Below are 25,119 nucleotides of genomic sequence, written 5' to 3' on the forward strand. Positions count from 1 at the left end.
GCGGGCCGATCAAGTCCGGTTCCATAGCAGTCCTGCACGACGTATGTCTCACGAACCCCCGCTTTGGCTCGACCGCATCGCAAACGATGCCTAACCGCCGGCAAATTCCCCCGTCCGGCCAAGGTCATCCTGTTCCGCGCTGCACGCTTCGGATTCGATTTCCAAGGATACCAAACCTAAAGGCTTGCCACGTAGATTTTTGGGCTGACATCCACCATTGGCGGGACCATGAACACGGCCGCGACGTCGCTTCCCGAGAGGAATGCCGCTGAGGTCGCGGATTTCGTCCTCACGCCCGTGGCGGCGGCGCCGGAGGTCCGGGCGCGCCGGGCCTGGCAGCGCCGCCAGATGTATATCGGCCAGGTGGCAAGCTACTCGCTCGGCGCCTCCGTCCTGCTGCTCTACGCCTATGACGGCGTGATCTCGATCGACATTGCCTCGCTGTTCTGGGTCGGCGGCCTGCTGATCATCGGCACCTTCACCGTGCTGTCGGAGGCCGGCATCGGCGACAAATTCACCGACCATTATCTCACCGTTTTCCAGATCTCGGCGCATATGGCGCTGCAATTCGTATTCCTGCTGTCGGCCCCGACCATCGGCATCGCCTTCATCAGCGTGCTGTTCCTGATCTTCGCCTTCGGCACGCTGCGCATGGCCTCGACCCAGGCGATGCTGACCTGGGCGCTTGCGACCGTCGGCCTTGCCGCCGTGTTCCTCGCCTCCGACCTGCCGATCGGCATGCCCGTCGCGACGAAGCTCCAGCGGACCGCCTCGATGCTGTGCTTCGTGCTGGTGATCGGCCAGTGCGCCTTCCTCGGGCTGTTCGGCGCCACGCTGCGCAAGATTCTGTATCAGCGCAGCATCGAGCTGAAGGCCGCCTATCAGCGCATCGAGGAACTGGCCGAGCTCGACGAGCTGACCGGCTCCTACAACCGCGGCTGCATCATGCGTCTGCTCGACGCCGAGATCGAAACGTCGCGGCGCGCATCGAGGCCTTGCGCGATCGCGCTGATCGACCTCGACTGGTTCAAGCGCATCAACGACGCCCACGGCCATCCCGTCGGCGACGAGGTGCTGCGCACCTTCGCGATCACGATTTTCGCCAACATCCGTCCGGCCGACAGTTTCGGTCGCTACGGCGGCGAGGAGTTCCTGCTGCTGCTGCCGGATACCGAAGGCGACGCCGCCTCGCGCATGCTCGAGCGCCTGCGCCGCGTCGTCGCCGAGCTCGACTGGAGCGCATTTTCTCCGGGCATGCACGTGACGATTTCAGCGGGCGTCATGACGCTTCGCGACAATGATACTGCCGACACGTTTCTCGCGCGCGCCGACAGCGCGCTTTATTCCGCCAAGGCGCAAGGGCGCAACCGCATCGTAACGAACTGACCAATCCATTTTCTCCCGGGGCGCCAGAGGCTCCACCGGACCGAACGCTCCAGGACAGGGCAATGAGATCCAAATCCGAGAAATCATCCGAGAATTTGCTTGAAGAATTGCAGGCCGCACTCTCGCACGGCACCGTCGCGCGGCGAGTCGAGACATTGCGCCGCGTCACCGATCTCTTCGTGGGCAACGCGGTGGACTATTCCGACGACCACATCCGCGTGTTCGACGACGTGTTCGAATGCCTGATCGAGCAGATCGAGACGTCGGCGAGGGCGCTGCTTGCCGATCGCCTCGCCCCGATCGCGGCCGCGCCGCCGAAGATCATCCGCACGCTGGCGCTCGACGAGGTCATCGAGGTCGCAGGACCCGTGCTGACGAAATCGGAACGGCTGGACGAGGCGACGCTGATCCAGATCGCGCGCACGCGGGGCCAGGCCCATCTGAAGGCGATCTCGCTGCGGCGGGTGCTGTCGGAAGCGCTGACCGACGTGCTGGTGACGCGGGGCAACGAGGACGTCGTGCAATCAACAGTCAGCAATCCGGGCGCGCGGCTCTCCGAGGAAAGTCTCACCGACCTCGTCACGCGCGCCGGGCGCGACGACGGCCTCGCCACCTGCATCGGCCTGCGGCCCAGCCTGCCGCGCCATCACTACCTGAAGCTGGTTGCGAAGGCGTCCCTGAGCGTGCGCAGGAAGCTGGAGGCTGCGCATCCCGAGCTCGCGGACGAGGTGTCGAGCGTGGTGCAGGAGGCGGCTCAGCGGGTCCGCGCCGCCGCCATGACCAGGCAAACGGAAATGGCGCGCGCGCTGGTGAAGTCGCTGCACGAGGACGGCCGCCTCAACGAATTCCAGGTCACCACCTTCGCCGAACAGGGCAAGTTCGACGAGACCAATGCCGGGCTCGCCGCGCTCGCGGGCGTTGCGGTCGAGACCGCCGAGACCATGATGATCGAAAGCCGCACCGAGGGCGTGATGATCCTCGCCAAGGTCGCGGGCATGCAATGGTCGAGCGTGCGCGCGATTATCGCGATGCGCGAGAAACTGTCAGGCGGCGCGACGGCGGACATGCTGGCGCTGCGCGACACCTACGAGGCCCTGCGCAGCTCCACCGCGCAGCAGGTGCTGCGCTTCCACCGCATGCAGGGCGCGACGCCGGCGGCGTGAAGCCGCCGGGTCGGTTCTTGTTTTGACGCGTTTTCTTTACGCGAACCGGTATCCACTTCGCTCGAAAACGCTCTAATACCGCAACACCCTCGATCCCACAGCCGCCCCGATCACGGTCACCACCGCGGTCGCGATCGTGTACCAGGTCGCGACGAACAGCGGTGAATCGTCGGTGCAGTGCGAGGCATAGAGCGTCGCGGCAAGTCCGGCCGAGACCAGGCCGGCGAGTGCACCGGCAAGCGCAGGGCGCGACGGCGCGCCGTGGCGAAGGCCGATCAGCGCCCCCGCAAGCAGCGGCAGCGACATCGCGGGGATCGCCATCAGGCAAGTCCTCGAGTTCTTGCCCATCAGCCGCATCGTCATCGGCATGGCCGGCGCCATCATCGCCTCGCTGCCGATCGCAACTGCAAGCAGGCCGACGGGAAGCAGCAACAGCCAGCCCCAGCCGCGCAGCAGGGCTTCGGGCCGCGACAGATGCAGGCTGACGATGATCGCGGGAATCGCGAGCGACAGCGTCACCGCGAACTTCATGTCGAAGAACGGATTGCCCATCGCGCTCATCACGTCGGCGCGCATACCGAGGAAGGTCGCGAAGATCAGGATCGACAGCGGCGCGGCCACCAGCAGCGCCATCGTCAGCACGGCGCCGACGCGCGGCGCGCGATGGGCGTTGTCGGCCGCAAGCGAGCGAATGAGTTGATCGGTATCCATGACTAGTGGTCCCGCAGTTTGGCAGTCAGTGCGGCAAGGCCGCGATGCAGCGCGACCCGCACGGCACCTTCGCTCATCGAAAACTTCGCCGCCGTGTCCTTGATCGAGGCGGCCTCGACCGCGATCGACTGCAGCACGTCGCGCTGGCGCTGCGGCAGCGCGCCCAGCTGCGCCGCAACCTCGCCCGCGGAAGCCGTCTCCTGCGGCGCCTCGCCCGGCAGCGTCTCGGCGAAATCGTCGATGTTGACGAAGACGCGCCTGCCGCGGCGCCTGAGCGCATCGATCAGCTTGTTGCGGGCGATCGCGAACAGCCAGGGCGCGAAGGGCGCTTCGCTGTCCCAAGTGTGCCGCTTCAGGTGCACCGCCAACAAAATCTCCTGCACGATATCCTCGGCCTGGTCGGGAGGCTGCCCGGCCCGCGCCAGGCCGCGCCTCGCGGCAGCGCGCAGCACCGGCGTGACCGCCTTCAGCAGGCGATGATACGCCGCATCATCGCCTGCCATGGCCGACCGCATCAGGCCGGTCCATTCGTCCTCACGTCCGCGCACGCGCGCCCCTCACCATGCAATTCGGCCGCTCTTTCAATTTGTTACGCCGGCCCCGCGCGATCACGAACTCGTGATCAACCTGGGAACCGGTGCTCCGATGCGGCCGCAAAAACTCGCGACGGCTCATAACACCGATCGGTCCCGTCCGCACCCGGCGGCCGGCCGCGAGGGGACGGCTTGCCCCGCTTTTGCCCAGTGTTGCCCGAAGATTCCCCTTTTCTGCCCCGCTGTCGTCACCTCGCGGCGTCTCTGTTCGGTCCCGGGGAGGGGTGAATTGGGGAGATCGTCACATGATGAATACCAGCGGGCGCGCTGCCCTGATTCTTCTTGCCGGGCTTTTCCTGCTGTTCGGAGGCGCTGCACAGGCGGCGCCAGCCTCGACCACGAGCAGCCAATCGGACAGCGCGGGCAAACAGGCCGACGCGGTCAAGCCGGGCAAGCATCGGCACCAGTCTTCTCGCCGCACCAGCAGCAAGACGGCGCAGAAGTCCTCCGGCGACAAGGCCGACAGCAAGGACACCACGGCCAAGGCCGGCGAGGCCAAGACTGCCGACAAGACTGGCGACAAGGCCGATAGCGGCCTGCCCGCCTGGAGCCGGATGCCGCAGGAGGTCGCCAACGCCAATGCGCAGTTTGCCGCCGCCGATACGCCGCCCGCGGCTGCGGCCTCCGCCATGACCGGCCGCGCCAACGACAACGTCCAGGCGGCGGCCGATAATACCGCGGCCCCGAATGCCGAAAGCCAGATCGTCGCTCCCGACCAGCCGAACGATCTCGACCGCGCCGCGCAACAGGACAACCCACCCGCCCAGAAGGCGGTGCTTGCCGCAACCGAGGCGCAGCCGCGTCCCGCGCCGGTGATGGCCAGCAGCCATCAGAGCTCGGCCTGGGACCAGAGCTCCCTGATCGGCAAGATCTTCATCGGCGTGGGCACGCTGCTGACCTTGGCGTCCGCCGCGCGCATGTTCATGGCCTAAGTTTCCCGGCCTGAGTTTCTGGCCTAAGTTTGCTGGCCTAAGTTTCCCGGCCTGGCCTGGAACGCGCGACTTGCAGCGTGTTCCGGGCCGCCTTGTTCCGAAGGCTTCCTTGGGCTCTTGAAGCCCACCGCGCCAGCAGGCACATTGCCCGCCCAATCAAAAGCGTGGGTGGAGCATGAGCACGTTCGAACACATCATCGTCGAGAGCAAAGGCGCGGTCGGCATCATCAAGCTGAACCGGCCGAAGATGCTCAATGCGCTCTCCTTCGGCGTCTTCCGCGAGATCGCCGCGGCCGTCGACGATCTCGAGGCCGATGATGCCATCGGCTGCATCGTGGTGACCGGCAGCGAGAAGGCCTTTGCCGCCGGCGCCGACATCAAGGAGATGCAGCCGAAGGGCTTCATCGACATGTTCTCCGAAGACTTCGCCGCGATCGGCGGCGACCGCGTCGCGCGCTGCCGCAAGCCGACCATCGCCGCGGTCGCGGGTTACGCGCTCGGCGGCGGCTGCGAGCTCGCCATGATGTGCGACTTCATCATCGCCGCCGACACCGCCAAGTTCGGCCAACCCGAAATCACCCTCGGCACCATTCCCGGCATCGGCGGCACCCAGCGCCTGACCCGCGCCATCGGCAAGTCCAAGGCGATGGACCTCTGCCTCACCGGCCGCATGATGGATGCGGCGGAAGCCGAGCGCAGCGGCCTCGTCAGCCGCATCGTGCCGGCCGACAAGCTGATGGACGAGGTCATGGCCGCCGCCGAGAAGATCGCCTCGATGTCGCGCCCGGCAGCCGCGATGGCCAAGGAAGCGGTCAACCGCGCCTTCGAGACGACGCTTGCCGAGGGCATGAGCGTCGAGCGCAACCTGTTCCACTCGACCTTCGCACTCGAAGACCGCTCCGAGGGCATGGCGGCGTTCATCGAGAAGCGCAAGCCGGTGAACAAGAACCGGTGACGCGAGCGAGCGGTCAGGCTGGTGTAAGCCTCTGGCGTCTTTTCGCAAAAATGCTGTGACGCACCTGCAACAAGCACGGAATAGATGGGAGTTTTCCCCGCGGCAGTTTGCCTGCGCGACCCCGGCTGGTTAAACAGTTAAGAGGCCACCGTCGGCGGGGGCGGACAGCCGGGGTTTAGCGGGATTACATGATTGGGCGTGCCGCCAGAGCTGGTCGCGTGATGACGCGGCGTCGATCGGGCGTGGGTCCTGTGCTTGCGACATGGACCACGCTGGCGCTCTCGTGCGCCCTGCCCTCGGCCGCATCTGCCGAGGCCCTGCCGGAGGCATTGGCAAAAGCCTACCAGACCAACCCACAACTCAATGCCGAGCGTGCGCGCCAGCGCGCGACCGACGAGAACGTACCGCAGGCGCTCGCCGGCTACCGGCCGCAGCTGGTGGCGAGCCTCAGCGCCGGCCTGCAATCGGTGCGCAACCTCTTGCCCAACAACACCATCCAGACCGCCGATCTGAAGCCGTGGATCATCGGCGTCACGGTGACGCAGACCCTGTTCAACGGCTTCCGCACCGCCAACAATGTGCGGGCCGCCGAACTCCAGGTGCAGTCGGGCCGCGAGGCGCTGCGCAATGTCGGTCAGGGCGTGCTGCTCGACGCCGTCACCGCCTATACCAACGTGCTGGCAAACCAGTCGCTGGTCGAGGCGCAGCGCTCCAACGTCGCCTTCCTGCGCGAGACCCTCGCGGTCACCCAGCGCCGCCTCAATGCCGGCGACGTCACGCCGACCGACAGCGCGCAAGCCGAGGCCCGCCTCAACCGCGGTCTCGCCGACCTCAATGCTGCCGAGGTCGCGCTTGCGGTCAGCCAGGCGACCTATGCCCAGGTGATCGGCAACGCGCCGTCGCAGCTCAAGCCCGCCGAGGTCGTCGACCGCTATCTGCCGAAGAGCCGCGAGGATGCGCTCTCGATGGCGATCCGCCAGCATCCGGCGGTGATGGCCGCAGGTTTCGACGTCGACGTCGCCTCCACCAACATCCGCGTCGCCGAGGGCGCGCTGCTGCCGAGCGCCAGCGTCCAGGGCAGCGCCAGCAAGAGCCGCAACAACGACCCGACGCTCGGAACCTTCGCCGAGGACCAGGCCTCGATCGTCGCCAATGTCACCGTGCCGATCTATGACGGCGGCCAGGCCGCCGCGCAGACCCGGCAGGCCAAGGAGGTCACAGCACAGAGCCGGCTTGTGCTCGACCAGGTGCGGAACCAGGCGCGCACGGCGGCCGTCAGCGCCTGGGTCGCCAATGAAGGCGCCAAGATCGCGGTCTCGGCCTCGGAATCCGAGGTGAAGGCGGCAACCGTCGCGCTCCAGGGCGTGCAGCGCGAGGCCGCCGGCGGACAGCGCACGACGGTGGACGTGCTGAACTCGCAGGCCGATCTGATCCAGGCCAAGGCGCGTCTGATCGGCGCACTGCGCGACCGCGTGATCGCCTCCTACACGCTGCTCAGCGCCGTCGGTCATCTCGACGTCAAGACCTTGAGCCTGAACACGCCGGACTATCTGCCCGAAGTGCACTACCAGCAGGTCCGCGACGCCTGGCACGGCCTGCGCACGCCATCGGGGCAGTAGCCTCAGATCTCTTGGGTCGGTGCCGATGAAAAGCCGCCGCATCCATCTCATGGGAGCTTCGGGCTCCGGAGTGACGACGCTCGGTCGCGCGCTGGCGGGCCGGCTGGCGCTGCCGCATCACGACACCGACGATTATTTCTGGCTGCCGACCGTGCCGCCCTACCAGACGACGCGACCCACCGCCGATCGCCTGCGCCTGATGCGCGAGATGTTTCTGCCGCGTCTCGATTGGGTGCTGAGCGGAACCGTCACCGGCTGGGGCAACGAACTCGTCCCGCTCTTCGATCTCGTCGTCTTTGTGATGACGCCGAGCGAGCTTCGCTTGCAGCGCCTACGTGGCCGCGAGGCTGCACATTTCGGGGCTGATGCCGTCGCACGGGGCGGCTGGCGTCATGAGGAGACGGAGTCGTTCGTCGAATGGGCCTCGCGCTACGAAGCCGGCGATCGCGATGGCCGCAGTCTCGCAAAAGATGAGGCTTGGCTCGCGGGGCTAGCCTGTCCCGTCGTGCGCGTCGACGGCTCACGTCTGCTTGCGGACCTTGTCGAGCAGCTATGCAACGAAGCGCAGCTTCGATCCGGCTGATGTGATACCCTCCCGGCACACTGCCAAATAAAACAACCAGGGAGAGAAACCGTGCTCAACCGACGCAGCGTCCTGCTTGCCTCCCTTGCCGCCGGAGTAGCCATGACCAACAGAGCCCACGCCCGCGCGGCGCAGCCCGCGACGCCGGTCAATTTCGACGTCCCCGCGCATGCCTGCGACTGCCACACTCACATTCATGGCGATGTCGAGAAGTTTCCGTTCTTCGCCGGGCGCGTCTACACGCCCGAGCCGGCAAGCCCCGAAGAAATGGCTGCACTGCACAAGGCGCTGCATGTCGAGCGCGTGGTGATCGTCACCCCCAGCGTCTACGGTACCGACAATTCGTCGACCTTGTTCGGCATGAAGGCGCGCGGCGCCAATGCGCGCGGCGTCGCCGTGATCGACGACAAGACGACCGAGGCGCAGCTCGATGCGATGCAGGCGGACGGTTTCCGCGGCATGCGCCTCAATCTCGCAACCGGTGGCGTCAACGACCCCAACGTCGGCAGGTCACGCTTCACCACCGCCGTCGAGCGCATGAGGGCGCGCGGCTGGCACGTGCAGCTCTACACCACGCTTCCCATGATCTCGGCGATCAAGGACCTCGTCGAGACGGCGCCGGTACCTGTCGTGTTCGACCATTTCGGCGGGCTGGAAGCTTCGCTCGGCCTGGAGCAGCCGGGTTTCTCTGATCTCGCTGCGCTGGTGAAATCCGGCAAGGCCTATGTGAAGATCTCCGGCGCCTATCGCTCGTCGAAGCTCGCGCCGGACTATCAGGACATGGTGCCGTTCGCGCAGGCGCTGATCGCGGCCAACCCGGATCGCATCGTCTGGGGCACCGACTGGCCGCATCCGGATTCGAGCCGTGTCGAGGGACGCAAAGCCACCGACATTGCCCCGCTTTACCAGATCGACGACGGGCGCCTGCTCAATCAGCTTCCGGTGTGGGCGCCGGAGGCGGATGTGCGCAAGAAGATCTTGGTCGACAATCCGGCGCGACTCTACGGTTTCTGACGTCAGCGCGCGCGGCGGGAGAAGAAGGAGATCAGCACCGGCAGCGTCACCAGGATCACGACCGGCGCCAGCATCATGCCGGTGACGACGACGACCGCGAGCGGCTTCTGCACCTGGGAGCCGATGCCTTCGGACAGCGCTGCCGGCAGCAGGCCGACGCCCGCGACGACGCAGGTCATCAGCACGGGGCGGAGCTGCAGCTCGCCGGTGCGGATCACTGCGCTCATGCGGTCCATGCCCTCTTCGATGAGCTGGTTGAACTGCGACAGGATGATGATGCCGTCCATCACGGCGATGCCGAACAGCGCGATGAATCCGATCGCCGCGGACACGCTGAACGCAGTGCCGGTGATCAACAGCCCCAGCACGCCGCCGAAGATCGCCATCGGGATCACGCTCATCGCGAGCAGCGTGTCGGTCATCGAGCCGAAATTGAACCAGAGCAGGACACCGATCAGCGCCAGAGAGATCGGGACCACGATCGACAGCCGCCGGATCGCGTCCTGCAGATTGCCGAACTCGCCGACCCATTCCATGTGCGAGCCCGGCGGCAACTGCACCTGGGCGGCGATCTTCTGCTGCGCCTCGCGGATCGCACTGCCGAGGTCGCGCTCGCGCACCGAGAACTTGATCGGCAGATAGCGTTCCTGCTGCTCGCGATAGATGTAGGCGGCACCCGAGACGAGGCTGATGGTGGCGACCTCGCTGAGCGGGATCTGCGTGACGGTGCCGTTCGGCCCGGGCGCGCCGATGCGCAAATTCTGGATCGCCTCGGCACTCCGGCGGAATTCTGGGGCAAGGCGGACGATGATCGGGAAGTGGCGGTCGCTTCCTGGCTCGTACAGATCGCCCGCGGTGTCACCGCCGATCGCGACCTTGATGGTGGCGTTGATGTCGCCGGGCGCGAGCCCGTAGCGCGCCGCCTTGGCGCGGTCGATGTCGATCTGGACGGTCGGCTGGCCAAGCGAGGTGAACACCGCAAGGTCGGTGACGCCCTGCACGGTCGACAGCACCTGCTTGATCTTGTTGGCGGTATCGGTGAGCGCCTGCAGGTCGCTGCCGAACAGCTTGATCGAGTTCTCGCCCTTCACGCCGGAGACGGCTTCGGAGACGTTGTCCTGCAGATATTGCGAGAAGTTGAACTCGACGCCGGGGAAGCGGTCGTCGAGCTGCTTGAGCAGTTCCGCGGTCAGCTCTTCCTTGTCACGCGTGCCGGGCCATTGGCTGACGGGCTTGAGCGGCGCGAAGAATTCGGCATTGAAGAAGCCGGCGGCGTCGGTGCCGTCGTCGGGGCGGCCGTGCTGCGACACCACGGATTCCACCTCGGGCCGGGCCCGGATCACCTTGCGCATCTCGTTGACGTAGCTGTTGCCTTCCTGGAGCGAGATGGTCGGCGGCAGCGTGGCGCGGATCCAGAGATTGCCCTCTTCCAGCTTCGGCAGGAATTCGAGGCCGAGCAGCCGGCCCAGCGCTACCGTCATCACCACGAGACCGATCGCGCCGCCGAGCACGATGCTGCGGTTGGCCACGGCCCAGTTCAGCACCGGCATGTAGAGCCGGTGCAGGATCTGCATCACCTTGGTCTCGGTCTCCTCGACATGCGCGGGCAGGATGATCGCGGACAGCGCAGGCGTAACGGTGAAGGTGGCAAGCAGGCCGCCGGCCAGCGCATAGGCATAGGTGCGCGCCATCGGCCCGAAGATGTTGCCCTCGACGCCGGACAGCGTGAACAGCGGCAGGAAGGCCGCGATGATGATCGCGGCGGCAAAGAAGATCGAGCGCGAGACGTCGGCGGCCGCGCTGAGGATGGCGTGGCTCTTCATGCCGAACAGCGTCTCGTTCGACATGTGCTCGGTTTCCGACATCGGCGTCGTCTGCGTCAGGCGGCGGAAGATCGCCTCCACCATGATGACGGTGGCATCGACGATCAGGCCGAAATCGATCGCGCCGACCGACAGCAGGTTCGCCGATTCCCCGCGCAGCACCAGGATGATCACGGCGAAGAACAGCGCGAACGGAATGGTGGCGCCGACGATCAGCGCGCTGCGGAGGTCACCGAGGAAGATCCATTGCAACAGCACGATCAGCAGGATGCCGACCACCATGTTGTGCAGCACGGTGTGAGTGGTGAGCTCGATCAGGTCGCCGCGATCGTAAATGCGCTCGATGCGCACACCGGGCGGCAGGATGCTGGATTCGTTGATGGTCTGGACGAGCTGGTGGACGCGCTTGATGGTCGGCGAGCTCTGCTCGCCGCGGCGCATCAGGACGATACCCTGCACGATGTCGTCGGAATCATCGAGGCCGGCGATGCCGAGACGGGGCCGTTGCCCCACGGTGACGGTGGCGACGTCCTTGACCAGCACCGGGTTGCCGTTGGTCTGCGAGACCATGGTGTTGGCGAGATCGTCGATCGAGCGGATCAGGCCGACGCCGCGCACCACGGCCGACTGCTGGCCGATATTGACGGTGTTGCCGCCGACATTGACGTTGGAATTGCCGACCGCCTGGAGCAGTTGCGGCAGCGTCAGGCCATTGGCGACCAGCTTGTTGAAATCGACCTGGAGCTCGTAGGTCTTGCTCTTGCCGCCCCATCCGGTGACGTCGATCACGCCGGGCACGGCACGGAAGCGGCGCTGCAGAATCCAGTCCTGGATGGTCTTGAGATCGAGCACGCTGTAGTTCGGCGGGCCGACCAGGCGATAGCGGAAGATTTCGCCGATCGGGCTGAGCGGCGAGATCTGCGGCTGCACGTTGCCCGGCAGCGGCGCAAGCTGCGCCAGGCGGTTCAGGACCTGTTGGAGGGCCTCTTCGTAAGTATAGGCGAAGGAGAATTGGATTTTGACGTCGGAGAGGCCGTAGAGCGAGATGGTGCGGATGGTCGTGATGTTCTTCAGACCGGCAACCTGGGTCTCGATCGGGATCGTAATGTAACGCTCGATTTCTTCGGCCGACAGGCCCGGGCTCTGCGTCACGATATCGACCATCGGCGGGGTCGGATCGGGATAGGCCTCGATGTTGAGCTGGTTGAACGCGATCAGGCCGCCGATCAGCACGGCCACGAACATGCCGACCATCAGGAAGCGCCGGTTGACGGCAAGGGCGACGAGGCGATCCATTCAGGTCTTCAGCTTGTCTTGTTTCTTGGTCGTCGATCAGCTGCCGGACGCCGCGCGGTCGATGAACAGGCTGCCCTTGACGACGATCTGCTCGCCGGGTTTCAGGTTGCTGGTGACCTCGACGAGATTGCCGTTGATGAGGCCGATCTTGATCTCGCGCAGCTCGACCGACTTGTCTTCGCGCGCGACCCAGAGACGGACCTTGTCGGCTTCGTAGATCAGGGCCTGCTTGGGTACCGCCGGTGCGGCACGGTCACCGGCCGAATAGATCGTGACGTTGGCGAACATCTCCGGCTTGAGCAGGCCGTCCTTGTTGTCGATGGTGGCGCGGACCAAGAGGCGACGGGTGGTCGGATCGATCGCCGCGGCCACGTAGTTGATCTTCGCGGTGAGCGGGCGGCCCGGCAGCGCCATCACGTTGACGCTGATGTCCTGGCCGATGCACACCGCGGCCGCATCGCTCTCGCGCACGAAGGCGGTGAGCCAGACCGTCGAGAGATCGCCGATCACGAACACCGGATCGCTGGCGCCGGAATTGACGTACTGGCCCGGGCCGATCTTGCGCTGCACGACCGTGCCGGAGATCGGCGAGTAGATCGTGATCTCCCGATTGATCGTGCCCTTGTCCTGGAACGCCTTGATGGTCTCGTCGGTGAAGCCGAGGATGCGCAGCTTGTTGCGCGCAGCCTCCAGTGCCGTGATCGAGGAGCGCATGTCGTTCTGCGCCTGGACCTGGGTCGCTTCCGCCTGCTGATAGTCCTTCAGCGGGATGGCGTGGCCCTCATAGAGGTCCTTGGCGCGCTTGAACTGGATGTCGGCGAGATCGATCGCAGACTTCGCCTTGTTCTGCGCGGTCATCGCGGCGATGAAATCGTTCTGGGCCTGCACGGTGTCGGCGGCCTCGATTGTGAACAGCGGTTGACCTTGCGTCAGGGTCTCGCCGGGCTTGGCGAGCAGCTTGGTGACCCTGCCCGCATAAGGCGAGAACACCGGCGTCGAGCGATCCTCGTCGACCGCGACCTTGCCCTCGGTAACATATTCGGCCCGGAAGGTCTTGGCCTTGACCGGCTCGATCGTCAGCGTGGCCCACTCGGACGGCGTCGGCGTGAAATTCTGCGCATTCCTGCGCGACTGGCTGGAAATCTCGGAGTGGCTCTTCTCCTTGGCGCCCGCGCGGAGAAAGCCGTAGGCCCCACCGCCGGCAAGAGCTAGTAAAACTACGGATGTGATCACCCGCTGTTTTGTAAGCACCTGCAATCGCTTGGTATTTTCAACTACCATAGGGCCCGGTCTTGTCTGCGACGATGCCGGCAAACGATAGCCTCATCGGTCGCGCTAATAGTGCCGAATTGGGATTTCAAACAACCTAAAAAACGCTTCGCGCCTTTCCGTTTGCGTTAAAATTTTGCGACGCGTCAGCTCCGCGTCAGCTTCGAGCCGGCCACTGTGCCGGATGACTGCCGAGCGGCATCGCCGGACGGCTCCATTGCGCCGGCGTCTTCGACAGCAGTGCGGAATGCTGCACCGCCTTCAACGTGCCGAAGCCAGATGGCACGCGCTCGATGAACGCGGCATGTACAGCTTCCCCCGTAAGATCCGGGGTGTTCAGTCCGCCGTCGAGCCGGCCGAGATTCCACAGCCAGCGGCCGGTCTGCGCCAGCGACACGCGGACGTGCCAGCTGCCGCCTTCGCGCGCTTGGCGTGTCTTGGCCATCATCGCGCCGAACGCCATCAGATAGCCGGTGGCGTGGTCGAGCATCTGTGCCGGCAATTCCTTTGGACCGTCGACGCCGGCGGCCTGTCCCTCGGCATGGTTGAAGCCGGTCGTGGTCTGCACCAGCGAGTCGAAACCGCGCCGCTCGGCCCAGGGGCCGGCATGGCCATAGGCCGACAACGTGACATAGACGATGCCGGGACTGATCGTGGCGACCTCTTCAGGCGCAAAGCCGAGCGCGGCGAGCGCGCGCGGGCGATAGCCTTGCGAGAAGATATCGGCGTCAGTGAGCAGCTCGCGCAATTGCGCCCTGCCCGCCGCGCTCTTGAGCTCGATGAAGGTGGTGAGCTTGCCGCGGCCGGTGTCGATGGTGAGCCAGGGAATGGCGGGCAGCTCGGGCCCTGATACCAAGAGCACATCGGCACCGTGTGCGGCGAGCGTGCGGCCGGCGACGGGGCCCGCGATGACGCGGGAGAGATCGAGCACGCGAATGCCGGCGAGCGGACGATCGCCTTTCGGCCACGGCCTTGGCGGGGCCTCGCCGATCTTCTCGATCGAGAGCAGAGGTAACTCCGCGAGCGCACGCGCCTGCGGCAGCGCCGACCATTCGTCGTGAGAGCGCATCAGCGCGACAACGCCGCCCGCGGCGTAAGCCGCAGTCTCAAAATCCTCGGCCTTCCACCCCATCAGCGCAGCCTGCACCTTCTCGCGCTCCGCTTCGCAGCCGAGCACCTCGCAGACAGCCTCGCGGTGATGCGGGAAATTGGTGTGGCAGCGGACGAAGCGGCCATCGCCCGTCCTGTAGACGCCGGCGATGGCATCCCAGGCCGGTGGCGGCGGCTTGTCGTCGAGGCGCAAATAGCGCTCGGAACGGCATTCGGCGACGGCGTGGCGCAGGTCGACGGTGACGTCCTGCATCTGGCCGCTGCGCAGCCGCCAGATCTCGGCGGCGGCAAGGCCTGCGGCAGCGATCGTGGTTTGGCCGGCAACAGCGACCCGAAAAGAGGACGGGATTTGCGGCTCCTCGCCGGTCAGTTGCACGCGTTCGAGCGCAGCCGCGTCACCACCGGCAGAGGTCCAGATATCCCTAAGAATGTCGGCGGGGCTTTGCATGACCCTTCTCTCCCTTTAGCCTTCAGCACCCTATTAGCACACAAGGAAATGCAATGGCCGCCATCGACCCTCTCACCGCAGGTGCCGTGTTCATCGCAACGGCGGCCACAGACGCGGTGTATGTCATGTTCACCTCGGCCGTGATCGCGCGCAAGCGCATGTCAGCGGCGAACTGGAGCGCCGTCTGGTACATGCTCTCCTCCTACGCCGTGATCAGCTACACCGAGAACCCGTTCTATGTCGCTTTCGCTGCGATCGGCTCATGGGCCGGCGCCTACGCCTCGCTGACCTTCCTGCACCGCCCGCCCGGCGGCCCGCCAGTTGGGGCGTCGCCGGAGTGAGGGGGCCCCGCCTCTCTCCACGTCATTGCGAGGAGCCCTTGCGACGAAGCAATCCAGACTGTTTCCGCAGATGCATTTCTGGATTGCTTCGCTGCGCTCGCAATGACGATGTGGAGGCTTCTGCGGGTCTTCTGAAACAGTTACACTCATTGCACCAACAACAAGGAAAACCAACAATGGATCTCGGTCTCAAAGGCAAGAACGCTATCGTCCTCGGCGGCACGCGCGGCATCGGGCGGGCGATTGCGGCGACGCTGGCCGGTGAAGGAGCCAACGTCGCGGTCTGCGCGCGCAATGCGGATCAGGTCGCGGCAACCGTCGCGGAGTTGAAGGCGAGCGGAATCCGTGCCTCCGGCAGCCCGGTCGATGTGACCGACGGCGCGGCGCTGAAAAGCTGGATCGAGGGTGCCGCAAAAGAGCTCGGCGGCATCGACATGCTGTTCTCCAATGCCGGCGCAATGGCGCAGGGCGGCGATCCCGCGTCCTGGGAGCAGAATTTCCGGCTCGACGTGCTCGGCGCCGTGCATGCGTTCGACGCCGCCCGGCCCTTCCTCGAGACAAGCGGCGCCCGCAGCGGCGATGCGGCCTTCGTGATCATCTCGTCGATCTCCGCGGCGCAGGCGGACACGGCCAGCTCCTACGGGCCGATCAAGGCCGCGCTGATCCACATGGCCAAGGGACTGGCGCGGCAGTATGCGAAGAAGAATATCCGCGTGAACGTCGTGTCGCCCGGCACTGTCTATTTCAAGGGCGGCGTCTGGGAGATGGTCGAGAAGAACATGCCCGAGCGTTACAACGACGCGATGAAGCGCAACCCGACCGGCCGGATGGCGACGCCGCAGGAGATCGCGAGCGCGGCGGTGTTTCTGGCGAGCCCGGTGTCGGGGTTCACGACGGGGTCCAATCTCGTCGTGGATGGCGCGATCTCGAACCGGGTGAATTTTTAAGGGGTACACTGTCATCGCCCGGCTTTGACCGGGCGATCCAGTATTCCAGAGGCGGCTGTGATTGAGCCGAGAGGCCGCAGCGTACTGGATACCCCGCTTTCGCGGGGTATGACGACTGAGAGTGTGGCGCGCGATCGCCTCGACAATCTCGTCATTGCGAGCGCAGCGAGGCAATCCAGATCTTTCGGCGGTGACAGTCTGGATTGCTTCGCTGCGCTCGCAATGACGGCGTGGCGGCATCCCGCGCCAAAACCTCAATGAAAATCCCGCGACGGCGGCAGGATGCGGACGTTGCGGGGGTGGCGGATTTTTTGCGCGGGCATGTCCGCGAGGGCGCGGGGGTCCTCGTTGAGTGGCTCGACCACGGTGGCACCTGACGGCACCGGATGCCTGCTGCTGAGCGCATCGTTGGCGAGGCCGACCAGATCGTGCGAGCGGTCGACCATGCGCTGGGCGATGAGATGCGTCACCTTTTCGGGGCTGCTCTGGATGTAGCCCTGAACCTCGATGAGGCGCGCGCCCATCACCTCTTTGCGGTACTGCTCCATGATCTTTGGCCAGACCACGACATTGGCGATGCCGGTTTCGTCCTCCAGCGTCATGAACACGACACCGCTGGCGCTGCCCGGCCGTTGCCGCACCAGGACCACGCCGGCGCAGCGGACGCGGCGCCGCTCGTTCTCATGGCTGATCTCCTTGCAGGCGACGACGCGCTCGCGGGTAAACATCTCGCGCAAGAATTCCATCGGATGGCCCTTCAGCGACAGCCGGATGGTCTGGTAGTCCGCGACCACCTGCTCGGAGCGCGGCATCACGGGCAGCGGTTGTGCGTGTTCGTCCGGCTGCTCGCGTGCGGTCGCAGCCTCGAACAGCGGCAGCGGCACGTCGTCGGGCAGCCGCCGCACCTGCCACAGCGCCTCGCGGCGGTCGAGCCCGAGCGAGCGGAATGCATCGGCATCGGCCAGCAGGATCAGCGCGCGCTTGGGCAGGCCGGTGTCGCGGGCGAAATCCTCCAGCGAGGTGAAGGGACGGCGGTTGCGGGCCGCGATAATGCGGTCGGCCCAGTCTTCTCTCTTGTCATTCTGGAGCGTCGCGTCAGCGACGAGCTCTGATGCGCAATTGCGCATCTGAGAATCCATTCCGAAAGGCGTATGCGGCTCGATGGATTCCGGGCTCGCGCCTTTCGGCGCGCCCCGGAATGACAGTTGGGAGCGTTTCAGCCGCTCCTCATCCTCATCGAGCCAATGGAAGCCGTCGATCTGGCGGAGGCCGAGGCGCACGGCGCAGTATTTGCCACTTCCCTGCTCCAGCGTGTTCTGCGCAAAGCTGAAGGACACGTCGATGTCACGGACCTCGACACCATTCTTGCGGGCATCGCCGACGATCTGCGCCGGGGCGTAAAATCCCATCGGCTGCGAGTTCAGGAGGCCGCAGCAGAAGGCGTCGGGATGGTAGTACTTCAGCCACGACGAAATGTAGACCAGTTGCGCGAAGCTTGCGGCATGGCTCTCCGGAAAACCGTAGGAGCCAAAACCCTTGATCTGGTCAAAGCAGCTTCTGGCGAAGTTGGGGTCGTAGCCGCGCGCCACCATGTTTCCGATCAGCTTCTCCTCGTATTGACCGATGGTGCCGACATTGCGGAAGGTCGCCATCGAGCGGCGCAGGCCGTTGGCTTCCTCGGACGTAAAATGTGCGGCCTCGATCGCGATCCGCATCGCCTGCTCCTGGAACAGCGGAACGCCGAGCGTCTTGTGCAGCACATTGTAAAGCTCGTCCTTGTCGCCATGATCCGGCGACGGAGACGGATAGCTCACCTTCTCGAGCCCGTTCCGCCGCCGCAGGTAAGGATGCACCATGTCGCCCTGGATCGGCCCGGGACGCACGATCGCAACTTCGATGACGAGATCGTAGAAGGTCCGCGGCTTCAGGCGCGGCAGCATGTTCATCTGGGCGCGGCTCTCGACCTGGAACACGCCGAGCGATTCCCCGGCGCACAGCATGTCGTAAACCCTGGGGTCATCCTGCGGGACACTCGCCAGCACATAACGTTTGCCCTTGTGCTGGTCGATCAAGTCGAAACATTTCCTGATGCAGGTCAGCATACCCAGTGCGAGCACGTCGACCTTCATCATATGAAGCGCATCGACGTCGTCCTTGTCCCATTCGATGAAGGTGCGGTCGTCCATCGCGGCATTGCCGATCGGCACATAGGTGTCGAGCCGGTCCTGGGTCAGCACATAACCGCCGACATGCTGGGAGAGATGGCGCGGGAATTCGATCAATTCGGTCGCAAGCTCGACCGCGAGGTTGATCATCGGGTTTTGCGGATCGAGCCCGGCCTGCCTGACCTGCATGTCGTTGAGGCCCTTGCCCCAGCTGCCCCAGACGGTGTCGGCGAGCGCGGCGGTGACGTCCTCGGTGAGGCCGAGCGCCTTGCCGACGTCGCGGATGGCACTGCGCGGGCGGTAGTGGATGACGGTGGCGATGATCGCGGCGCGGTGGCGGCCATAGCGGCGATAGACATATTGCATCACCTCCTCGCGCCGCGAATGCTCGAAATCGACGTCGATGTCGGGCGGCTCCAGCCGCTCCTTGGAGATGAAGCGCTCGAACAGCAGGTCGACCTTGGTCGGGTCGACCGAGGTGATGCCGAGCACGTAACAGACGGCTGAGTTCGCCGCCGAGCCGCGCCCCTGGCACAGGATGTTCTGGCTGCGCGCGTAGTGGACGATGTCGTGCACGGTGAGGAAATAGTGCGCGTATTTCAGCTCGGCGATGAGCGCGAGCTCTTTCCTCAGGGTGGCGCGCAGCTTGTCGTCGATCTCGCCGCCGAAATACTTTTGCACGCCTGCCCAGGTGAGATCCTCCAGATGTCCTTGCGCGGTCTTGCCCGGCGGCACCGGCTCGTCCGGGTACTGGTATTTGAGCTGGTCGAGCGAGAAGTCGATTGCGTTCGCAAAGCGCATGGTCTCCGCGATGGCGTCGGGAAAATCGCGGAACAGCCGCGACATCTCGCGTGGCGTTTTCAAAAATCGCTCGGCATTGGCCTCGAGCTTCCGCCCGACCGCCTCGATCGTGGTCTTCTCCCGGATGCAGGTCAGCACGTCCTGCAGCGGACGGCGGCCGGGATCGTGATAGAGCACCTCGTTGGTCGCGAGCAGCGGCACCTTTGCTTTGGCCGCCAGATCGTCGAGCCGCGAGAGGCGCCGCCGGTCGTCACCGCGATAGATCAGGCTCGCCGCCAGCCACACGCCCTCGGCGCGGGTGTCTTTAAGTTTTGCGAGGATATCCAAAGCCTGCGCCGGCTCGAAACGATGGGGCAGCGCCAACACCAGGAGCTGGCCTTGCGAAAACTCCAGGAGATCGGCAAACCTCAGATGACACTCGCCCTTCTCGATCCGCGTGATGTCGTCGCCGCGCTTGCCCCGGGTCAGGAGCTGACACAGCCGGCCATAGGCCGCACGATCGCGCGGATAGACCAGGATGTCGGGCGTACCGTCGATGAAGACGATGCGGGCGCCGATCAAAAGCTTCGGCTTGTGCAGCACCTTGTCATTGTCGAGTTCCTTGTAGGCCCGCACCACACCGGCGAGCGTGTTGTGATCGGCAATGCCGATCGCGGGGAGGCCCAGAATGCTCGCCTGATGCACATAGGCGCGCGGATCCGAGCCGCCGCGCAGGAAGGAGAAATTCGTGGTGATGCCGATCTCGGCATAGGCGGGCGTATTCATGCGAAGAGACCGTGAACATACCAGCCGGGAGACGCGGGCTTGCCGTCGCCGTCGAATACCTCCCCCTCGTAGAGACCGTCGCGAAAGATCCAGAAGCGCAGGCCCTCGGCATCCTCGATGCGGAAATAGTCCCGCGTCAGCTGCTTGCCGTCCTGCCGCCACCATTCCATGGCGATGCGCTCGGGCCCTTCCACCCGCACCACCGCGTGCAGCGCACGGCGCCAGGTGAATTGATGCGGCGGGCCATCAGGCACGGTCGCGAACGGCACCTTGATCGGCTCCGGCTTGTCGAACAACCGCAACGGGCGCAGCGGCGGCTCGCTCTCGGTGCGAACAGGCCATTCGGCCTGCATGGCAGACGTGAGATGATGCTGCGCAGGCGCGGCCAGCACCGCGCTTTCGGGGATATGGGTGTCCTGCGGCAGGTGCACGACGACGCGTTTTCCCCCGATGCGCGCGGCGATGCGGTCGATCAAAGCGGCGAGCTCGTCATTGTCGTGGACATGGGCGTCGAGGTCGCGCTGCTCCTGCACAACGATCTCGGTGCGGCTCGCCGACAGCCGCACCATGTCGAAGCCGAAACCGGGATCGAGCGGATCGGCGAGCGCATCGAGGCGCTCGCGGAACAGGCGGTCGACCACCGCGCTACGCGTCACGGGACGCCCGGTCTCGACCATGATCGCGCGCACCACGCCGTCGGTGCGGAAGAAGGCGGCTTCCAGCCGCCGCGCGCCCTTGCCCTGCTTCTCCATGGACGCGATCAACGTGTCCGCAAGCCGCGACAGCGTCATCGCAATCATCGTGTCGGTCGCGATCGGCTCGGCAAAGCGCTTCTCGACGATGTAGTCGGGCAGCGGCTTGCGCGGATTGATCGGCGCATCGCCCTGCCCCAGCGCATGCGCGAGCAGGGTCGAAAACCGCGCACCGAACCGTGCCGTGATCTCGGAGGGGTTGCGCGAGGCGACATCGCCGATGGTCTTCAGCCCGGCGCGGCGCAGGCCGGTGGCGATGGCCTCGCCCGCGCCGAGCGCTGAGACTGGAAATGGACTGATCGCCTCCGCCTCCCCGCCATCGGCCACGATGGTGCCTGTCGCCTGCCGCGTCAGCGTGCGCGCGCAGACCGACGTGCCGGCGATCGCCGCGCTGACGGCAAAGCCCTGACGTGCGAGGGCGCGAACCAGCGTCTGCAACAGGGCCGCCTCGCCGCCGAACAGATGCGCGCAACCGGTGATATCGAGAAACAGCCCGTGCGGCGGATCGAGCGCCACCAGCGGCGTGAAGCGGTCGCACCAGTCGGCGATGTCGCTGAGCGTCTTGGCATCGGCCACGACATCGGCGTCGAACACTTTCAGATCCGGACACATCGCCCGCGCATTGGCCAGGGGCTGGCCGATGTACAGGCCGAGACGCTCGGCGGTTTCGTCGACCGCATGGATCACCAGCGCATTGTTCTCCTTGATGACGACAATGCTCGGCTCATGATTGGCCTTACCCAGCCCGGCGTTGTTGAAGAACCGCTGAATCCGGTCGATGGGCAAGCGCGGCAGCCACAGGCTGAGAATACGTCGAGGGTTCACTGAACTGGCACTCATCACAATTCCATTCCATGATCCACCGGCCGCACGGGCCATGACGATTGCGCAAGAGCTCGGCATCGAAGCGCGGCGCGCCCCAGGCGCTCCAAGGCGCCGCAGGCATTGAAGCTGAGCCCGGCGGCGAATGCGCCGCGCGCAGCATCCATCGCGTCTCCGCGGTCGAAGGCAGCGGCTGCGCGGCCATGCGCAGCATCAGACCGGTGACGCCCGAGCCTTGCGCAGCCAGCGTCAGCTTGCGGCTCGCCACGAGATCGAACTGCCTGACATCGCCCCAGAGCTCGAGCACGACGGCGCCGAGCGCATCGCAGGCGAGCGCATCGGCCGAGGTGCGCAGCGCGCTCTCGACATCGGCGGCGCGCACCATCACCACGCGGCGCGGATCGAGGCCGAGCTCGGATAGCCCGCTCATCGACAGCGCGCCGGTTTCAATCTCCGAAAAATCCTGCCGCACCCACAGCAGCGGCCGGCGCGCCGAGACACGCCCGGCAAGCCCCATGACGAAGCCGGTCGCGGCCGCGCCCTGGCGCCCTTCGCAAAACACCTCATGGATCGCCGCGCGCGCGAGCCCGCCCTTCAACGCGCGATCGATTTCGCCGTGGCCGAGCGCGACGCGGTCTTGCTGATGCACGACCTCCGCCGTCTCGATGCGCTCGATCTGGCCGCGCAAGGTCGCAAGCGCGCTTTTACGGGCGCCGCTCATGCTCGCCGCTCCTCAGGAATTTGATGCCGTGGTCTTCAAAAGAAGAACCAACGGCTGGCTCATTTGTTCATGATATGTTCTAATATAAAGCTAACGGCGGCCGAAGAGTCAATCGAATTGGCGGGCCAGGGATTCATGAGCTGAATCAAAGGGATTCCAGGATGGACGTACAACGCAAGCTGGAGATTCTGGCGGATGCCGCCAAATACGACGCGTCCTGCGCCTCCAGCGGCACCGAGAAGCGGGATTCCAGCGACGGCAAGGGCATGGGCTCGACCGCGCCCGGCATGGGCATCTGCCATTCCTACGCGCCGGACGGACGCTGCATCTCCTTGCTCAAGGTGCTGCTGACCAACGCCTGCAATTACGATTGCCTCTATTGCGTCAACCGCGCCTCCTCCAACGTGCCGCGCGCCCGCTTCACCATCGAGGAGGTGGTCAAGCTGACGCTCGACTTCTACCGGCGCAATTACATCGAGGGCCTGTTCCTCTCTTCCGGCATCATCCGCAGTCCCGACTACACCATGGAGCAGGTGGTCAGCGTCGCGCGAAAGCTGCGCGAGGAGCATCACTTCCGCGGCTATATCCACCTCAAGACCATTCCCGAGGCCGACGACGGCCTGATCGCGGAAGCCGGCAAATATGCCGACCGTCTCTCCATCAATATCGAGATGCCGCAGGAGACGAGCCTTAAGCAATTCGCGCCCGAGAAGGACGTCCGCGCGATCCGCCGCACCATGGGCCGGCTGCGGCTGAAGCTCGACGAAGCCGAGGAAGATCGCAGCGCGAAGACGAAGGCAAAACCGCAGCGCTTCGCGCCGGCAGGACAGAGCACGCAGATGATCGTCGGTGCCGATAGCGCCTCCGATCACACCATTCTCCACACCAGCGCCAATCTCTACAGCTCATACAAATTGAGGCGCGTCTACTACTCCGCCTTCAGCCCGATCCCCGACGCGAGCCGCGCGCTGCCTCTGGTGCAGCCACCGCTGCTGCGCGAGCACCGGCTCTACCAGGCCGACTGGCTGATGCGGTTCTACGGTTTTGACGTCGGCGAGATCGTCGACGACAGCGCCATGCTGCCGCTGGACATCGATCCAAAACTCGCCTGGGCGCTGCGCCATCGCGATCGCTTCCCGCTCGACGTCAACCGCGCCAGCCGCGAGGAGCTGCTGCGCGTGCCGGGCTTCGGCACCAAGGCCGTAGAGCGTATCATCGCGGCACGGCGCACCACCACCATCCGCCTCGCCGATCTCGCGCGGCTGCATGTGCCCCGCACCAAGGCGCTGCCCTTCATCGTCCTCAGCGATCACCGTCCGTCACCGCATCGGCTCGACGCTGCCGGGCTGATCGAGCGGTTCAAGCCGAAAGCAACGCAACTGGGATTTGGCTTCTGATGCAGTACATCACCCTCGACACCGAAACCGATTTCGACGGCTGGCGCCAAGCCGCGCGTACGCTCGTGCTTCATCATGTGGAGCCGCGCGATATCACCTGGGCCGTGCGGGGCGGCGAAGCGGAGTTGTTTGCACCGCCCGCGCCGTCTCCGATCCTTGAGGTGAACGACGGCACCTTCAACGTATCGGCAAAATTCGTCGAGCTGGCGAAGGCCGCGATCCTGCATCGCGATCCCCAACGCTTTGCCATCCTCTATCGCGTGCTGTTCCGGCTGAAGGACAACCACGACCTCATCGAGGTCGCCACCGATCCTGACGTCGCGCAGGTCACGGCGATGGCAAGAGCCGTCCATCGCGACGAGCACAAGATGCATGCCTTCGTGCGCTTCCGCGAGATCGGCCGTGAACGCGCAGCACATTACGTCGCCTGGTTCGAACCGGAGCATCACATCGTCGAGCTCGCAGCCCCGTTCTTCGCCAAGCGCTTTGCCGACATGCCCTGGTCGATCCTGACGCCAAATCTTTGCGCGCATTGGGATGGCCACGCGCTCTCATTCACATCAGGTGTCAGCAAGAGCGAAGCGCCCGGCGAAGACCGGCTGGAGGAAACCTGGCGCCCCTATTATGCCAGCATCTTCAATCCGGCCCGGCTCAAGGTGAAGGCGATGCAGGCCGAGATGCCCAAGAAATACTGGAGGAACCTGCCCGAGGCTTCGATCATTAAGCCCTTGATCGAGGACGCCGAGCGCATGACCGGCGCCATGATCGCCAATGCCGCAACCGATCCGCACAAGCCTCAGAAGCGGCCGGAGGCTCCGATGACACGCAAGACTACTGCCGACGATCTCGAAGCGCTCCGCGAGGAAGCCGCCCATTGCCGCGCCTGCCATCTCTACAAGGACGCGACGCAGACCGTGTTCGGCGAGGGCCCGAAGAACGCCAACATCATGCTGGTCGGCGAGCAGCCCGGCGACAAGGAAGACCTCGCCGGCCACCCCTTCGTCGGCCCGGCCGGCCAGATGCTCGATCGTGCGCTGGAGGAGGCCGGCGTCGACCGCAAGAAGGTCTATGTCACCAACGCCGTGAAGCACTTCAAATTCGTGCCGCGCGGAAAGATCCGGCTGCACCAGAAGCCGAATACGCCGGAGATCCGGGCGTGCCGGCAATGGTATGAGCGGGAAGTTTCGGCAATCCAGCCCGATCTCATCGTCGCGATGGGCGCGACCGCCGCGCAGAGCGTGTTCGGCAAGATCACGCCTATCGGCAAGAACCGCGGCCGGCTGATCGACCTTCCCGATGGCCGCAAGGCGCTGGTGACGGTGCACCCGTCCTATCTGCTGCGGCTGCCCGATCCGGAGGCCAAGGTGCTGGAATATCAGCGCTTTGTCGAAGACCTGAAGATCGCCGCCAGCCTGCAGAGGAAATCCGCGCGCGCCGCCTAAATACTGGCGGGAAAACGCTTTTCAACCAGCGCTTGTCATCCAGGCTTCAAATCCATCGCGGACA

At 65.3% G+C, this 25,119-nt stretch carries 19 protein-coding genes; 11 read left to right on the plus strand and 8 right to left on the minus strand.

What is annotated here, in order from left to right:
* Positions 1-228 precede the first annotated feature (228 nt).
* Entirely contained in the window at positions 229-1,386 is a 1,158-nt protein-coding gene (locus tag QA649_RS31575) for a GGDEF domain-containing protein (protein WP_283020621.1), read from the plus strand.
* A 62-nt stretch (positions 1,387-1,448) separates the two neighbouring features.
* Positions 1,449-2,549 carry a DUF2336 domain-containing protein gene (locus QA649_RS31580; protein ID WP_283020622.1) on the plus strand — a complete coding sequence of 367 codons (1,101 nt, stop codon included), beginning with the start codon at positions 1,449-1,451 and terminating at the stop codon, positions 2,547-2,549.
* 72 nt (positions 2,550-2,621) lie between these two features.
* Here QA649_RS31580 and QA649_RS31585 read toward each other — a convergent pair whose 3' ends face one another.
* Both QA649_RS31585 and QA649_RS31590 read right to left on the minus strand, forming a co-directional pair.
* Complete coding sequence (locus QA649_RS31585) at positions 2,622-3,260, minus strand: DUF1109 domain-containing protein (RefSeq protein WP_283020623.1); 639 nt, start codon at positions 3,258-3,260, stop codon at positions 2,622-2,624.
* A 2-nt stretch (positions 3,261-3,262) separates the two neighbouring features.
* Entirely contained in the window at positions 3,263-3,808 is a 546-nt protein-coding gene (locus QA649_RS31590; protein ID WP_018647978.1) for a sigma-70 family RNA polymerase sigma factor, read from the minus strand.
* Between the two features lie 290 nt (positions 3,809-4,098).
* Between QA649_RS31590 and QA649_RS31595 the strand changes: the two genes are divergently transcribed.
* The 5 genes from QA649_RS31595 to QA649_RS31615 all read left to right on the plus strand — a co-directional run bounded on the left by QA649_RS31595 (position 4,099) and on the right by QA649_RS31615 (position 8,956).
* A complete protein-coding gene (locus QA649_RS31595) occupies positions 4,099-4,785 on the plus strand; it encodes a hypothetical protein (protein WP_283020624.1) in 687 nt (228 codons plus the stop codon).
* A gap of 175 nt (positions 4,786-4,960) precedes the next feature.
* Complete coding sequence (locus tag QA649_RS31600) at positions 4,961-5,740, plus strand: enoyl-CoA hydratase (protein ID WP_283020625.1); 780 nt, start codon at positions 4,961-4,963, stop codon at positions 5,738-5,740.
* 188 nt (positions 5,741-5,928) lie between these two features.
* The gene (locus QA649_RS31605) at positions 5,929-7,359 is read left to right on the plus strand and encodes a TolC family outer membrane protein (RefSeq protein ID WP_283020626.1); all 1,431 of its coding nucleotides are present in this window, start codon (positions 5,929-5,931) and stop codon (positions 7,357-7,359) included.
* A gap of 25 nt (positions 7,360-7,384) precedes the next feature.
* Positions 7,385-7,942, plus strand: a complete 558-nt coding sequence (locus QA649_RS31610) for a hypothetical protein (RefSeq protein WP_283020627.1) — start codon at positions 7,385-7,387, stop codon at positions 7,940-7,942.
* A 51-nt stretch (positions 7,943-7,993) separates the two neighbouring features.
* Positions 7,994-8,956 carry an amidohydrolase family protein gene (locus tag QA649_RS31615; RefSeq protein WP_283020628.1) on the plus strand — a complete coding sequence of 321 codons (963 nt, stop codon included), beginning with the start codon at positions 7,994-7,996 and terminating at the stop codon, positions 8,954-8,956.
* A 2-nt stretch (positions 8,957-8,958) separates the two neighbouring features.
* Here QA649_RS31615 and QA649_RS31620 read toward each other — a convergent pair whose 3' ends face one another.
* The 3 genes from QA649_RS31620 to QA649_RS31630 all read right to left on the minus strand — a co-directional run bounded on the left by QA649_RS31620 (position 8,959) and on the right by QA649_RS31630 (position 14,902).
* The gene (locus QA649_RS31620; protein ID WP_283020629.1) at positions 8,959-12,075 is read right to left on the minus strand and encodes a CusA/CzcA family heavy metal efflux RND transporter; all 3,117 of its coding nucleotides are present in this window, start codon (positions 12,073-12,075) and stop codon (positions 8,959-8,961) included.
* A gap of 36 nt (positions 12,076-12,111) precedes the next feature.
* Positions 12,112-13,356, minus strand: coding sequence for an efflux RND transporter periplasmic adaptor subunit (locus QA649_RS31625; RefSeq protein WP_283020630.1), 1,245 nt, complete (start codon positions 13,354-13,356; stop codon positions 12,112-12,114).
* Positions 13,357-13,501: 145 nt separating this feature from the next.
* Positions 13,502-14,902, minus strand: coding sequence for a CoA transferase (locus QA649_RS31630; protein WP_283020631.1), 1,401 nt, complete (start codon positions 14,900-14,902; stop codon positions 13,502-13,504).
* A 53-nt stretch (positions 14,903-14,955) separates the two neighbouring features.
* Between QA649_RS31630 and QA649_RS31635 the strand changes: the two genes are divergently transcribed.
* Together QA649_RS31635 and QA649_RS31640 are read left to right on the plus strand one after the other, a co-directional pair.
* Positions 14,956-15,243 (plus strand): hypothetical protein, encoded by a 288-nt coding sequence (locus tag QA649_RS31635; protein ID WP_018647989.1) that lies wholly within the window; start codon positions 14,956-14,958, stop codon positions 15,241-15,243.
* A gap of 176 nt (positions 15,244-15,419) precedes the next feature.
* Entirely contained in the window at positions 15,420-16,190 is a 771-nt protein-coding gene (locus QA649_RS31640) for an SDR family oxidoreductase (protein ID WP_283020632.1), read from the plus strand.
* Positions 16,191-16,444: 254 nt separating this feature from the next.
* On the opposite strand, the gene QA649_RS31645 is transcribed toward QA649_RS31640, so the two are convergent.
* Genes QA649_RS31645 through QA649_RS31655 form a run of 3 tightly spaced genes read right to left on the minus strand, consistent with a single transcriptional unit; the run spans position 16,445 to position 22,216 of the window.
* Entirely contained in the window at positions 16,445-19,921 is a 3,477-nt protein-coding gene (locus tag QA649_RS31645; RefSeq protein ID WP_283020633.1) for an error-prone DNA polymerase, read from the minus strand.
* Entirely contained in the window at positions 19,918-21,513 is a 1,596-nt protein-coding gene (locus QA649_RS31650) for a DNA polymerase Y family protein (protein ID WP_283020634.1), read from the minus strand. The genes QA649_RS31645 and QA649_RS31650 overlap by 4 nt, the downstream gene beginning before the upstream one ends.
* Positions 21,410-22,216 (minus strand): DNA repair protein, encoded by an 807-nt coding sequence (locus QA649_RS31655; protein WP_283020635.1) that lies wholly within the window; start codon positions 22,214-22,216, stop codon positions 21,410-21,412. Before QA649_RS31655 ends, QA649_RS31650 begins: the two co-directional genes overlap by 104 nt.
* 161 nt (positions 22,217-22,377) lie before the next feature.
* Here QA649_RS31655 and QA649_RS31660 point away from each other — a divergent pair, with 161 nt between their 5' ends.
* Together QA649_RS31660 and QA649_RS31665 are read left to right on the plus strand one after the other, a co-directional pair.
* Positions 22,378-23,613 (plus strand): putative DNA modification/repair radical SAM protein, encoded by a 1,236-nt coding sequence (locus QA649_RS31660; RefSeq protein WP_283020636.1) that lies wholly within the window; start codon positions 22,378-22,380, stop codon positions 23,611-23,613.
* Complete coding sequence (locus QA649_RS31665) at positions 23,613-25,055, plus strand: UdgX family uracil-DNA binding protein (RefSeq protein WP_283020637.1); 1,443 nt, start codon at positions 23,613-23,615, stop codon at positions 25,053-25,055. The genes QA649_RS31660 and QA649_RS31665 overlap by 1 nt, the downstream gene beginning before the upstream one ends.
* Positions 25,056-25,119: the final 64 nt, after the last annotated feature.

This window comes from Bradyrhizobium sp. CB1717 (assembly GCF_029714325.1).
In the GTDB taxonomy this organism is placed as follows: domain Bacteria; phylum Pseudomonadota; class Alphaproteobacteria; order Rhizobiales; family Xanthobacteraceae; genus Bradyrhizobium.